Genomic DNA, 13,001 nt, shown 5'->3' on the forward strand with positions numbered 1-13,001 from the left:
TTGTTCCGCCGAGCGCCGCGGCCCTGGTCGCGCTGTACCAGTCGTCCACCGTGACGGTCCCGTCGAAGGGCCAGGCGACGTGGGTGTGGGTGTCGATGCCGCCGGGCATGACGAGCAGCCCGGTGGCATCGATCTCCCGTTCGGCGGTGGCCGGTGCTGCGGGGGCGAGCAGCGCGGTGACGCGTTCGCCGGTCACGCCGACGTCCAGCGCCGCCCTGCCGTCCCCGTTGACGACCTCGCCGCCCCGGATGAGCAGGTCGAATCCCGGCCTCATGCCGCTGCCCCGGGCTTGACGGCCCAGGCCTCGATCTCGAACAGCAGATCACCCGCCAGCGCTACGCCCACCGTGCTGCGGGCGGGGAGCGGATCGGCGAAGTGGCGCCGGTAGACGGCGTCGAACTCCGCGAAGTCCTCGATCCTGGTGAGGAAGCAGGTCGTCTTCACCACATCCGACAGGTCGAGGCCCGCGGCCGCGAGCACGGCCTTGAGGTTGGCGATCGCCGATTCGACCTGACCGGCCAGCGTGGTCGCCAGCTCACCGGTGCGGGGGTCGCGGCCGACCTGTCCGGCCGTCGCCACGATCTGCCCGGCCACGATGCCTTGGGAGTAGGAGGCGGTCGGGGCCGCCGCCGCGTCGGTGATGATCGGAATGATGGGGGTCACAGATTTCTCCAGAGTCACGCGCCGCCGATGACGGGGCCGTGGTTGTTCAGCAACAGTTCGATCGCCAGACGCGTGGAGGGGGCGACCACGGCGCTGGCGTCGTCGATCAGGCGGTTGATGTGGCGGACCATGGCCGCCTCGGCCGCTTCCGGGTCGCCGGCCCGGATGGCCCGCATGATCTCCTCATGCTCGTGGACGGAGTGCATGGTGGTGCCGCGACCTGCGGTGACCATGTCGAGGACGTGTTCCAGCATGTCGAACCGGTGATCGAAGACCACCATGGCCACGGCGCGGAGCATCGAGTTCTCGACCGTCGAGGCGAGCGCCTTGTGGAAGTTGATGGAGACGTCCCGGCGCCGCTCGTCGGCGTGCACGGACCGCTCGTACTCCTCGATGACGAGCTGGAGCCGTCCGAGGTCCTCCTCCGAGACCGAGGTCGCCGCCTCCCTGGCGATCTCGCGTTCCACGCCGCGCCGGGCGATCAGCAGGTCGCGGACGTCCTGGAGGGTCCTGATCTCCATGGCGCCGAGCTGCTGGTGCCAGGTGTGCTCGGCCGCCGCGCGCTGGGCCAGCGCCCGTCCGGCCTCCGACACGACCCTGCCCCTGCCGTCCATGGAGCGGGTCAGCCCCTGCTCGTCCAGCCGCCGGAGCAGCCGGTTCACGGTGGACTCGCTGAGCGGCCGGTTACCCGCCTTGATGCGGCGGCCCAGCTCCCGGGCGCCGAGCGGTTCCGGCGAGTTCGCGATCGCCCGCAGCAGTTCCAGTGCCCGGGGCTCCAGCGAGGCGTGTACGGAAGCGATGGGGTCGCTCACCTGAGGGTCAGTGCGCCGTGTAGCCACCGTCTACCGTCCATGCCGTGCCGGTGACGAAAGCGGCCTCCTCCGACAGGAGGAAGCAGATCGTGCCGCTGATCTCCTCGGGCTTGGCGACCCGGCCGAGCGGCACCCGCGACGCCGCCAGTTCGTAACTCTCCCCGGTCTGGGCGAATCCTTCGCGCAGCATCGGGGTGTCGACGGGTCCGGGGCAGACCGCGACCGCTCGGACGCCGCCGCCACGTTCGTCCACCGCCATCGCGCGCACCAGGTTGATCACCCCTGCCTTGGCCGCGCAGTAGGCGACGTTCTCGGGATAGCCCACCAGCCCCACCTGCGAGGCGACGGCGACCAGCGCGCCGCCACCCGCCCGGCGGAACGCGGGGAAGCACGCCTTCGCGAGCAGGAAGACCGAGGTCAGGTTCACCCGCAGCACCTCGTTCCAGGTGTCCAGGTCCATCGAGTCGACGGTCCCGGCACGGGTGATCCCCGCGGCCGCGACGGCCCCGTTCACCCGTGCGAACCCGTCCTCCCCCAGCCGCACGGCGGCCAGGACCTGCCGCTCGTCGGCGGCGTCGCCGACCACGGGCAGCACCCGTTCCCCGGCCAGCGCCATGACGTCCGGCGCCAGGTCCATGGCGACCACGCGCCCGCCGCGGGCCAGCACGTCACGGACGGTCGCGGCCCCCAGCCCGGAGGCCGCTCCCGTCACCAGCACCACCTTTCCCTCAAGGTCGGCGCTCATCTCGATCCCCTTGTTGTCCTCGGTTGATGATGTTCGTCAGTGACTGTGTCACGCTCACGAACAGGTTGTCGGGTAGAGCAGCTTCTTGGTTTCCGGCGAATCGACGTTGTCGGAGGTGACGATCGCGTTCGGCACCACGTTGTCGAAGGCGGCCCCCTGCGGCACCTGGCCGCGGATCTCCTGGACGAGCCGGGTCAGCGCGTCGTACCCCTGGGTGTAGGAGCCCTGCGCCACCAGCGCGTCCAGCGTTCCGGCCCGCAGCGCGGTGACCAGCGTCGGGCCCGCGTCGTACGCGATCACGGTCATCTTGTCGTTGTCGACCTTGGCGCCCTGGAGCCCGGAGACGGCGCCCATCGCGCCGGACTCGGAGGTTGCGAAGATCCCCACGATGTCCGGGTTGGCGCCCAGCGAACTCTGCACGATGGTCGCCGCCTTGGTCGGGTCGTCCTCGTAGTACTGGGTGTCCAGGAGTTGCAGGTCGGCGCCGGACTCCTGGAGCGCCTTGATGAACCCCTCGGCGCGCTGGTTGGTCACCGGCAGACCGGGGCGGTTGTCCAGGACCAGCACCTTGCCCCGCTGCCCCTGGGCGCGCTTGACCATCTCCGCCGCGGCCAGCGCGCCGCCGGCGTTGTTGTCCCCGCGGAACTGCGCCTTGGCCACCTGCTCGTTGAGCGTCGCGTCGGTGGTGACGACCTGGATCCCGGCGTCGATGGCCAGCTTGACGGGGGCGACCATGGCGGCGGGGTCGGCGGGGACGAAGATCATGCCATCGGGGCGCCGGTTGACCACCCCTTCGAGCACGGGGGTCTGGTCGGCGGCGTTCATGCCCCGCGACGGGCCGTCCGTGGTCACCGTGACGTCGCCGAGTTCCTTGGCGGCGTCCTGGGCGCCGCACTGCATGGCGGTGTAGAAGGGCAGGCCGTTGTACGTGGTGAGGAGGGAGATCTCCAGAGCTCCCGACTTCTGCTCGGCGGGACTGCTTGAGGAGGTGGGGTTGTCCGAGGAGCCGCAGGCCGTGATAGCGGTCAGGGTGACCGTCGCCAGCGTGGCAGCCAGAGCTCTGGTGCGTACTTTCATGGTGTTTCTCCGAATCCCAGCGGGGGGTGTTACTTGCCGCGTAGCTGGTCAAGCCAGACAGCGATGATCAGAACGACGCCGATGGCGATGTTCTGGTAGAAGGACGAGACGCCGACCATGACGAACCCGGCCAGGAGCACGGTCGGGATGAAGGTCGCGATGACCGAGCCCGGCACCGACGCCCGGCCGCCGAACAGGCTCGTGCCGCCGATGATCACGGCGGACAGCGCCTGCAGCATGGTCGTGGAGTGCCCGGAGATGGCCGTCGTGCCGAACCGGGAGATGTCCAGGAAGCCGGCCAGCCCCGCCATCAGCCCCGAGATGACGAACACCACGATGGTGCTGCGCTGGACGTTCACTCCGGCGCGCCTGGCTCCGTCGGCGGAGGAACCGATCGCGAGGGCGTGCCGGCCCGCGCTGGTCTGGGTCAGTACGACGCCGGCCAGCAGGCTGATCACCACCGCCAGCACCAAGGGCAGGGGGATCCCCGCGACGGTGTTGAGACCGAAGGACGTCTGGACCGCGGGCGGGATCCCGGCGACGTTCGCGCCGTTGGTGAGGACCTGCGCGGCGCCGGTGGCCACGCCCATCGTGCCAAGCGTGACGACGAACGAGTTGACCTTCAACCTGGTCACCAGGACCCCGTTGATCAGGCCCGCGACGCCGCCCACCACGACGGCCGCCAGTGCCGCGATCACCAGGGCCAGGCCCGCGTTCGGGAACGTTCCCGCCGCCGACGGCTCGCCGGCGAGTCGCACGGCCACGGTGCCCGCGACCACGGACGACAGCACCAGGGTGGCGCCGACGCTGAGGTCGATGTGACCGGCGCCGAGCACGAAGGTCAGACCGACGGCGAGCAGGACGAGCCCCGCGCTGTTGCGCCCGATCGCCTGCAGGTTCGTCGCGTCCAGGAAGCGCCACTCGGGTGAGATGAGCGAGAAGACCACGACGAGCGCCACCAGCGCGACCGTGATGTAGGCGGGAGTGGACCTCGTCAGCCCGCCGAGGCGTGATCGGACTGATCTGGCCGGAATCGTTGGCTGCAGCGTGGTCATGCCGGCAGGCTCTCCTCACGGTCGTTGTCCTGCTCGCCCAGCATCAGCGCGACAATCTGGTTGATCTTCAGTCCGGACGCCGCGAGGTCGGCCACCACCCGGCCCAGCCGCATGATCACGATCCGGTCCGCGACCTGCAGGACTCTGGGCAGGTCGTGCGAGATGAGCACCACGCCGAGACCGCGATCGCGGGTCGCCTTGATGGTCTCGATCACCATCTGCGACTGCCGGGTGCCGAGCGCCGCCGTCGGCTCGTCCATGATCACCAGGCGCCCGGCGCGGGAAACGGCACGGGCGACCGCGACCACCTGGCGCTGTCCACCGGACAGGTCGCCGACGGGCAGGGTCACGTCCTGGAGTGTGGTGATGCCGAGGCCGTCCATGAGCTGCCAGGCACGCTCGCGCATCGCCTTCTTGTCCAGCAGGCCGAGCCGTCCCAGCAGCCCGGGGCGGCGCAGTTCGCAGGAGAGGAACAGGTTCTCGGCCACCGACAGGTCGGGGGCCATCGCCAGGCCCTGGTACACCGTGGCGATGCCGTACTCCATCGCGGCCCTGATGGATCCGAGCGGCATCGGCCTGCCCTCCACGCTGACCTCGCCGGCGTCGGGCAGCAGGGCGCCGGAGACGCAGGAGATCAGGGTGCTCTTGCCCGCGCCGTTGTCCCCGACGAGCGCGACCACCTCCCCGGCGTGAACGGTGAGCTCCCCCTGGCGCAGCGCCTCGACGTGGCCGAAGGACTTGGCGAGCCCGCTGGCCCGCAGCACCGGAGGCCGCCGATCGGTCATCGGTCATTCCTCCGCGGCGGGCAGCGACCGCAGGTGCGCCAGCACGTCCGCCTCGGACAGCACGTCGCCGTAGCGGGCGTCGATGTCGAAGAGGTTCGCGGCGTGCGCGGAGGGGCTACGGTCGCCGACCGCCTCGCGCGGGACGATCACGTGGAAGCCCCGGTTGAACGCGCTCTCGGCGGTGGCCCTGATGCACCCGCTCGTGCTGCACCCCACCACGATCACCGTGTCGGCCTTGGCGGAGATCAGCATGGCGTCCACGTAGGTGCCGAAGAAGGCCGAGGCGCGCGGCTTCACCACCAGCGGCTCGTGCGGGCGGCGGCCCATCTCCGGCCGGAGGCCGACCCGCTCGGTCCCGTGCAGCATCAACTCGCTGTGCGGTGTCTTGCGGCGGACCACCTCGCCGATCTCGGCCAGGCTCGGGTCCCACGCCATCGTGGTGAAGATGATCGGCAGACCTGCCCGGCGCCCCTCCGCCAGGATGCGGACGATGCTGTCGGACACCGCCGACAGGTCCGAGCCGATCTGCTCAGCGGGATCGGCCCAGGCTCCCGCCATGTCGATGACGAGAATCGCCGGCCGCTCACCCCATCCGACGCGTCCCGCGAACCCGGCGGCCCGGTAGAAGGCCCGCAGTTCCTCGTTGTCCAGGCTGTGCGCGTACGCGGTGTTGACAGTGGTCACTCGAACCTCCTCGCGAGCGGCTTTCGCCCGTGGGTCCAGACCCTGCCAGTTCCGGCATATGTGTGTCAATATCGACACATCAGATGGATTGGCCTGCACTTTCGTCGTTGGACGGTTGCACATGTGTCACATTCGACACACTCGAGTTGTGAGGAGGTGGCGGTTCGGCCGAGACTTGGGGCATGCGGATCCGTCTGGTCAAGGGCGACATCACCCGGCAGCACGCCGACGCGATCGTCAACGCGGCCAACTCCTCGCTCATGGGCGGGGGCGGGGTGGACGGGGCCATCCACCGGCGGGGTGGTCCGGCGATTCTGGAGGAATGCCGCAAGCTGCGGGCGTCGCGCTATGGCAAGGGGCTGCCGACCGGGCAGGCGGTGGCCACAACGGCGGGCGAGTTGCCGGCGCGGTGGGTCATCCACACGGTGGGGCCGGTGTACTCGGCCACCGAGGATCGCTCTGAGCTGCTGGCCTCCTGTTACCGGGAGAGCCTGCGGGTGGCCGGTGACCTGGGGGCGGAGAGCGTCGTCTTTCCCGCCATCTCCACGGGGATCTACCGGTGGCCGATGGAGAGTGCCGCCGAGATCGCCGTCCGCGCGCTGCGCGCCACCGCGAGCGGGGTCGCCGACGTGCGGATCGTGCTGTTCAGTCCGGAGGCGTACGCGGTCTTCGACCGGGTGGTGAGCGGGGACGAGAACATCGTCGCCGGGCTGGCCGCGCATCCCGCCGAACGGTGGCGTCACCTGTTCACGCTGGTCGACCAGCTCACGCCCGCCGACCGGGAGGTCCCCTGGGGCGGAGGGCAGGAGACCCGTCCCGGGGTGACCCAGATGCCGTACCCGATCTACAGTCAGCGGTTCCTGGAGGTCGTCAGGCTGCTCGGGGAACTCGATGTGGTCGTGCCGTTCGACTGGGGCGCCTGGAGCAAGGCCAGTCCGTACTTCCCCGAGGGCCGGGGGCTGGCGGAGGCGCCGGTGGCCGATGCCGCCCGGCTGGCCACCGCCTACGTACGCGGCGAGCGGTTCACCGACGGCGCTTTGGAGTACGCCCTGGAAAACGGCGCCATGCAGGCGATTCTCGACCGTCTGCGGCGCTGGTTCGCCGATGAGCACCCGGGTCGCTGACCCATTCATTTCGCCGGCGGAACGATATGCTGGGCCCCTTTGTCGCACCCCCGGGAGCCACCATCAGCGTCGCACTCGCCGTATGGCCTCGCCACCTGCCCCTGACTCCGGAGTCCTTCGCCGCCGATTTGTCACCCGAGGTCGCCTTGGGCTTCACCGCGAGCCTGGACGTTCTCCCCAGCTGGCGGCAGTCCCCCGCAGACCCTTCGGTGGCCGCCTTCCACACCGAGCTGACCACCCAATACCCCGACCTGACCGAAGACAACTACACATCCTCACCCTGGGCGGTCCCCCTCCTCGCCGGCAAACACACCGTCCTGATGCACATCGTTTTCACCCGGGCCTCCGAAATCTGCCACCTGGTAACCAGCCTGGCCGACCACCACAATCTCCACTACTTCGATCCGACCAGCGACGAGTGGCCATAAACATTGGCTGAGGGTGGATCTTTTTCTGACGGGTCGGTTACCGTGGAGCCGAATGCCAAGATCGGCGGGGAGGATTGTTGGCGGATCCGGGTGGGCGGCCTGATGTGCGTAGTCTTGCCGATATTCTGGCTGTCGCGCCTTGGATGGAACTCGAAGAGCATATCGACCGGCTGCGGGATCGGGTCGATTCGGCGGTAGTGGCCTCGCACGCGCGGCGGGAGCGGTTACGGGCGGAGATTCTCACCGAGAATCCGCGGATCAGGGAGCAGATTCGGCGGCCGGGGGCGCGGACGCTGGCGTGGGCCAAGGATCTGCTGCGATCGGGGATTGTGGCGGCGGCGGACGGAACCGTGGCGGCCGTGCCGCTGCTGAGCGGCACCAAGATCCAGATCGGGGTCGTGGTGGGTCTTCGAGCATGAACTCGCCGCCACCGGTGAAACCGCGCGAGAATTCTTCGAGAATCTGCGCAAAGTGCACGGGAGTTCGAATCTCGCCAGTCACGCGCTGATGTTGTTCGGCGAACGGCAGCTGCTGCTGGCGCAGGAAGCTGACTGGCGCATGATTCACGGTGAACTGATTCCGTACGAGCTGCGTACCGGAGTAGGACAGCCACGGGAGAATCTGCCGCCGGTCTTCGAACTGGTACGCAGATACGTGGCCGACCAGAAGTTCATCGCGGTCAGTGAGAGCCCGGAGGATCTGGATGTGCTGAACGCCGGTATCGTCCTGGAGCCCGGTGAGTTCATCGAGCTCCGCACCCTTCATGATGATCTCACCGCGTTCCTGGACGGCGACCAGGACGCGGGAACCGGCCGCGCCGGTTTCAACCGGAACGACCAGCACACGTTCCGGGAATTCATCAGGGAAGTGGGCCCGGAGGTCAGCATTCTCCTGCTGAAAGCCGGGCACCGGCCGTTCATTCTGGAATGCCACCGGGACCGGGTGGAGGAGGCGGCGGCGCTGTTCCTCGCCGACGCGCTCTGGACCAGGGGATTACCCGACGACGGCGCGACCTCTGCCGCCCGTGGTTTCCCGTTCCACATCGATCTGGCCGACAGCGTGGCCCGCACGATGTTCCAGAGCGGGGAGTTCCGCCGTTTCGTGGAGACCCGGCTGATGGAACTCGGCGTGGAGCAGGGCATCGCGGACCTGGACCCGCGAAGGACGCGCGGATGAGCGCCGGAGCGGATCAGGAAGAGCAAGAAGAACAGGAAGAGGAGGAAGCCATCGAAGAGCCCGATGAGGATCCGCCGCCCGAGGAGCCTCAGGCGGAAATTCCGGCCGAGCAGTTGGACGCCGCGTCGGGGAATCTCGCACAATCGCTGGTCACCCTTGGTTTCGTGGCCTTCGACGGCCAGGGCACCGACAACACCAGCGCGGGAGTGCTGGTCTCGGAGGAACTCCGGCGCCATTTCCGGCGGGACGCGTACGTCGGCATCCACGACCCGGAGCAGGGCATCACCTTTCTCGGCCGGGTGGTGGAGGGGCCTTTCCACAGCCCGCACGAGATCGGCCCCGATTCGGCCATCAGCCGGACCACCCTCCTGCACCCCGACCGCACGCAGTTCCGGCCCTCCTACTACGCCTCGGGCACCATCGAGATTCTCGGCGAGGTGACCGAGTCGGAAACGGTCCTCCCCACGTCCACCCGGCCGCGGCCGTACTCGCAGGCGTTCATCTACCCGCGGGACCGGCTCCGCAGAATGCTCGGCCTGGAGGGGGACATGCGGCTGGGCACCCTGCTCGGCTACGACGGCGTCATGGTGGAGGCGGATTCGACCAGCAAAGGTTTCCTCCCCCGGAACGTCGGCATCTTCGGCACGGTCGGCTCGGGAAAGTCCAACACCACGCAGGTGCTGATGGAGGAGGCGCTGCGGGCGAACTGGGCGGTGGTGGTCATCGACGTCGAGGGCGAATACGTCCGCATGAACGAGCCCAACGACGAGCCCCATCTGAAGGAGCTGCTGGAAAGACAGTTTCCCGACCGGCAGCCGCGGAGAGTGCCGGACTTCCGGGTGTACGTGCCGAGCGCGGGAATGTCGGACGCGAGCGATCCGGTGGCCTTCAAGGTGCCGATCGCCGACGTGCCCGTGGACATCATCGCGAACATCATGGACCTCACCGAGGCCCAGATCCGCATGTGGAACACGATCACCGATCGGGCGGACCGGGCCAGACCCCAGAGATCAAGCCGTTGGGGCACGCTGGGCGGCCCGACCGGCCCCGCCCGGGAACGGCCGTACACGCTGAGCGATCTGATCGACGGCGTGACGGAGGGCGACAACGGCGTTTTCCCGCTGCTGGGCAAGGTCCAGACGACCGAGAAGATCACAGCGTCGACGCTGAAGAGCAAGCTGTTCAACCTCGGCCATTCCGAGATGCTCGACTGGAATCCGACGCGGAGCATCCCATACCTGAATGTCGACGAGTTGCTCGTCCCCCAGCGGCTGAGCGTCTTCGACGTGAGCGAGACCAGTGACACGGCGCGGAACATCGCCATCGCGTTCCTGCTGCAGGCGCTCTTCGAGCGGGTCATCGCGGTGCCGCGCGGCGAGGAACTCGCCCCCGGCCGTCCGCGTCCGCCCGTGCTGCTGGTCATCGAAGAGGTGCACACGTTCGTGTCGCGGGCCAATGCCGGCCGGATGCGCGCGGTGCTGGACCAGTTGCAGGTCATCAGCCGGCGCGGCCGGAAACGCTGGATGGGCCTGGCGCTGGTCTCGCAACAACCCGGCCACGTGCCAGAAGAACTGTTCGAGCTGGCCAACACCCGTTTCATTCACCAGCTGAAATCGGCGGGAAACCTCGCCCCGGTTCGGGCGACCACGGGGGGCGTGCACGAGGCGCTCTGGTCGACCGTTCCCGCGCTCGGCCAGGGTCAGTGCCTGCTGACCGGATCGATTTTCCGGAACCCGGTCTTCGTGCAGATGCGCCCGGCGCGCTCCCGCCGCATGCACACCACCTGACCGTACGGAGGAAAAGGGCTTGGCCACCGAGCTCACCTGGGCCTGGGAACCGGGGGAACAACCCGCGTTCACCCCGCGCCACGCGACGGTTCCGCGGCTCGCGCTGGAACGCCTGCACCGCGCGCGCGACCACGTGGTGCTCGGCTGGTTCCACCGTTATCCGGCCCGTTTCGCCGCCGAAGTGGTGACGGACATGCTGGTCCGGGTGGTGACCGAGGCCCGCCGTCCCGTCGCCAGGGTCCTCGACCCGTTCTGTGGCACGGGTTCGGTGGTGGCGGCCGGGCGGCAACTCGGCCTCGCCGCGATCGGGCTGGAACTGAGCACGCTCGGTGTCACCGTCGGCCGTTTACGGCTGGATCCCCCGGCCGACCCCTGGACGGCGGCGGCGGCCTGCGAACGTCTGGCGGCGATCCCGCCGGCCGTGGAATCGCGCGTCGAACCGGAACTCGCCGACTGGCTGGGGACGGCCAACGCCCGCCATCTCACCGCGATAAAACCCGCCCTGGACGAAATCGAGGACGAGCGAACACGGCGTTTCATCACCGTGGCCGTCTCGCAGTCGCTGCGCCCGTCCTCACGCTGGTTGCCCGGCTCGGTGAAAGCCACCGCCGACCCGCGCCGCGACCCCATTCCGCTGGCGCACAGCCTGGTTCGCTGGGCGCGGCAACTGGCCAGGGACTGCGAAACCGAGCGGAACGCGCTGACCGGGGTGCCTTCCGAGGCGGCCATCGTGCACGGCAACGCCAGGAAACTGCCACTGGCCGACGGCGGCGTGGACGCGATCGTGACCTCGCCGCCGTACTTCATCACCTACGACTACTTCGAGATCCAGCGGCTCTCCTATCTCGCGTTCGGCTGGCCGATGCCGCGCCGGGACCAGATCGGCGCCAAGTACGGGCACCATCCGCTGCCGGCCAGCGTCGCCCTGCCGGAGGCCTTCCGGAGCTGGTACGAGCACGAATTCCGCGCCGAACGCACCTTTCTCGGGCGGGCGCTCCGGGCCTACACGCAGGATCTGCGAACACACCTCGCGGAGGCGGCCCGGGTGGTCGCGCCGGGCGGCCTGGTCGCCTATTCGGTGGCGAATTCGGTGCGCGCCGGGCGGGTCTTCGATCTCGTTTCCGGATTCGCGGAACTGCTGGGCGAGGCGGGTTTCGCGGACGTTCACGCGCTGCCCCGGGTGCAGGCCGGGCGGCGTATTCTGCCGCCCGGGCGCGATGTGCGGAGCGGGCGTTTCTCCAGTGACGCGGGGCGTGCGGGAGTACGGGAGTACATCGTCTTCGGGCAGCGATGACCAGGTTTCCGGACTCCTCCTCCCGGAGGAGGAACAGCCCTCGGCGGAGGGATGGGCAGGGCGGGGTGGCTCGGGGATCATCGAAGGATGCGGAGAAGTCGGGGAATTCTTCTGATGATCGTGCTCCTGGGGCTGACAGCGGCCTGCGGGGGCCAGGTGAGCGGCGGGACCGGGCACGGACACCATTTCGCGACGGGTTCCGCGCCGGCTCAGGCGCTGCGGCCAGGTGAGCGCTTTGTCACGGTGGGAATGGCGGAGCCGTACACGCCCAAAGGGCCCAACGGCGGAACCGATGATTATCGGTGTTTTCTGATCGATCCAGGGTTGACTGGCAAGCAGTTTCTGACCGGGGCGCAGTTCCTGCCGGAGAACCTGCGGATCGTCCATCACGCCATCTTCTTCCGGATGACGGCCGCACTGGTGAGGACCGCCGAGGCGCTGGATGCCCAGTCACCGGAACCTGGCTGGACCTGTTTCGGTGACGCCGGAGTCCGTGACGCCGAATGGGTCGCCCACTGGGCGCCCGGAACGAACGAAACGCTGCTCGACCCCAAATACGGGTACCCGATTCCGGCGGGGACCAAGCTGGTCATGCAGGTCCACTACAACACCCTCGCCCAGCAGACGCCCGGCTCGGACAGGTCCGGGATTCGCCTCCGCGTCAGCGACCAGGCGCTGACTCCCCTGGCCACCGACCTGTTCGCGTCCCACGTGGAACTTCCCTGCACCGAAAAGGAGTCAGGCCCCCTCTGCGACCGGCAGAAGGCAGTGGAGGACATCGGCCGCCGTTTCGGTGAGGCCTCCATGTCACAAGTGGAGTACCTCACTCAACAGTGCGGCCCTCCCACTCCAGGCCCCACCCAGCACTGCGATTTCCCCGTCCACAGTTCCGCAGTGATCCACGCGATGACCGGTCACATGCACCTTCTGGGCCGCTCGATCAAAGTCGAACTCAACCCGGGGACCTCAGCCGCCCAAACCCTCCTGGACGTCCCCGACTACGACTTCGACGACCAGTCCCTCCGGCTCCTCCCAACCCCGGTCACCGTCGAACGCGGCGACACCATCCGCGTCACCTGCACCCACGACGCCACCCTCCGCTCCCAACTCCCCCAGCTGAAGAATCTCCCAGCCCGCTACGTCGTCTGGGGCGAAGGCACGAGCGATGAAATGTGCCTGGGCGTAGCCATCACATCCCCGCCCGCCACATAAAAAGAAAACCGGGGCCGGGCAGTCCCCCAACTGCCCGGCCCCGGCTTCACTAAGCGGTACCGCCGAGGCGCCCTCCCCCAAAGGCACCTGGACGGGTTCCCCCGCTTATAGACGCGGTTCCCCTCCCGCGTCCGTGTGACAAATAGCCTGTGTGGTGGC

General features: G+C 68.7%; 14 protein-coding genes and 2 pseudogenes. 8 read left to right on the plus strand and 8 right to left on the minus strand.

Translation table 11 applies throughout. From position 1 onward, the window contains the following. From KIP79_RS43340 to KIP79_RS43375, 8 genes and pseudogenes are all read right to left on the minus strand, one after another. Positions 1-274 (minus strand): annotated as a pseudogene (locus KIP79_RS43340) (amidohydrolase family protein); the annotation flags it as partial. Then, positions 271-663 carry a RidA family protein gene (locus tag KIP79_RS43345; protein WP_308170212.1) on the minus strand — a complete coding sequence of 131 codons (393 nt, stop codon included), beginning with the start codon at positions 661-663 and terminating at the stop codon, positions 271-273. The pseudogene KIP79_RS43340 and the gene KIP79_RS43345, both read right to left, overlap by 4 nt. 14 nt (positions 664-677) lie before the next feature. Continuing rightward, positions 678-1,475, minus strand: coding sequence for an FCD domain-containing protein (locus KIP79_RS43350; RefSeq protein WP_214110893.1), 798 nt, complete (start codon positions 1,473-1,475; stop codon positions 678-680). 7 nt (positions 1,476-1,482) lie between these two features. Continuing rightward, a complete protein-coding gene (locus KIP79_RS43355; RefSeq protein ID WP_214110894.1) occupies positions 1,483-2,220 on the minus strand; it encodes an SDR family NAD(P)-dependent oxidoreductase in 738 nt (245 codons plus the stop codon). 54 nt (positions 2,221-2,274) lie between these two features. Then, positions 2,275-3,297 carry a substrate-binding domain-containing protein gene (locus KIP79_RS43360; RefSeq protein WP_214110895.1) on the minus strand — a complete coding sequence of 341 codons (1,023 nt, stop codon included), beginning with the start codon at positions 3,295-3,297 and terminating at the stop codon, positions 2,275-2,277. 29 nt (positions 3,298-3,326) lie between these two features. Next, on the minus strand, positions 3,327-4,352 hold the full coding sequence (locus tag KIP79_RS43365) for an ABC transporter permease (protein WP_214110896.1): 1,026 nt from the start codon (positions 4,350-4,352) through the stop codon (positions 3,327-3,329). Next, positions 4,349-5,137, minus strand: coding sequence for an ATP-binding cassette domain-containing protein (locus KIP79_RS43370; RefSeq protein ID WP_214110897.1), 789 nt, complete (start codon positions 5,135-5,137; stop codon positions 4,349-4,351). The genes KIP79_RS43365 and KIP79_RS43370 overlap by 4 nt, the downstream gene beginning before the upstream one ends. 3 nt (positions 5,138-5,140) lie before the next feature. Then, positions 5,141-5,821: an isochorismatase family protein gene (locus KIP79_RS43375; protein ID WP_214110898.1), complete on the minus strand. Its 681-nt coding sequence runs from the start codon at positions 5,819-5,821 to the stop codon at positions 5,141-5,143. Positions 5,822-6,003: 182 nt separating this feature from the next. Here KIP79_RS43375 and KIP79_RS48010 point away from each other — a divergent pair. From KIP79_RS48010 to KIP79_RS43410, 8 genes and pseudogenes are all read left to right on the plus strand, one after another. Beyond that, positions 6,004-6,507: pseudogene (locus KIP79_RS48010) on the plus strand (O-acetyl-ADP-ribose deacetylase); the annotation flags it as partial. Then, positions 6,502-6,945, plus strand: coding sequence for a DUF6508 domain-containing protein (locus tag KIP79_RS48015; protein ID WP_308170214.1), 444 nt, complete (start codon positions 6,502-6,504; stop codon positions 6,943-6,945). The pseudogene KIP79_RS48010 and the gene KIP79_RS48015, both read left to right, overlap by 6 nt. Positions 6,946-6,971: 26 nt before the next feature. Then, complete coding sequence (locus KIP79_RS43385) at positions 6,972-7,373, plus strand: hypothetical protein (protein ID WP_214110900.1); 402 nt, start codon at positions 6,972-6,974, stop codon at positions 7,371-7,373. 143 nt (positions 7,374-7,516) lie between these two features. Then, positions 7,517-7,792 (plus strand): hypothetical protein, encoded by a 276-nt coding sequence (locus tag KIP79_RS43390; protein ID WP_214110901.1) that lies wholly within the window; start codon positions 7,517-7,519, stop codon positions 7,790-7,792. 52 nt (positions 7,793-7,844) lie between these two features. Then, a complete protein-coding gene (locus tag KIP79_RS43395; RefSeq protein ID WP_214110902.1) occupies positions 7,845-8,549 on the plus strand; it encodes a hypothetical protein in 705 nt (234 codons plus the stop codon). Next, positions 8,546-10,336, plus strand: a complete 1,791-nt coding sequence (locus tag KIP79_RS43400; RefSeq protein WP_214110903.1) for an ATP-binding protein — start codon at positions 8,546-8,548, stop codon at positions 10,334-10,336. The genes KIP79_RS43395 and KIP79_RS43400 overlap by 4 nt, the downstream gene beginning before the upstream one ends. Positions 10,337-10,355: 19 nt before the next feature. Next, entirely contained in the window at positions 10,356-11,630 is a 1,275-nt protein-coding gene (locus KIP79_RS43405; protein ID WP_214110904.1) for a TRM11 family methyltransferase, read from the plus strand. 324 nt (positions 11,631-11,954) lie between these two features. Beyond that, the gene (locus KIP79_RS43410) at positions 11,955-12,842 is read left to right on the plus strand and encodes a monooxygenase (protein ID WP_250214819.1); all 888 of its coding nucleotides are present in this window, start codon (positions 11,955-11,957) and stop codon (positions 12,840-12,842) included. Positions 12,843-13,001 lie beyond the last annotated feature (159 nt).

The organism is Acrocarpospora catenulata (assembly GCF_018476525.1).
Lineage (GTDB): Bacteria > Actinomycetota > Actinomycetes > Streptosporangiales > Streptosporangiaceae > Acrocarpospora > Acrocarpospora catenulata.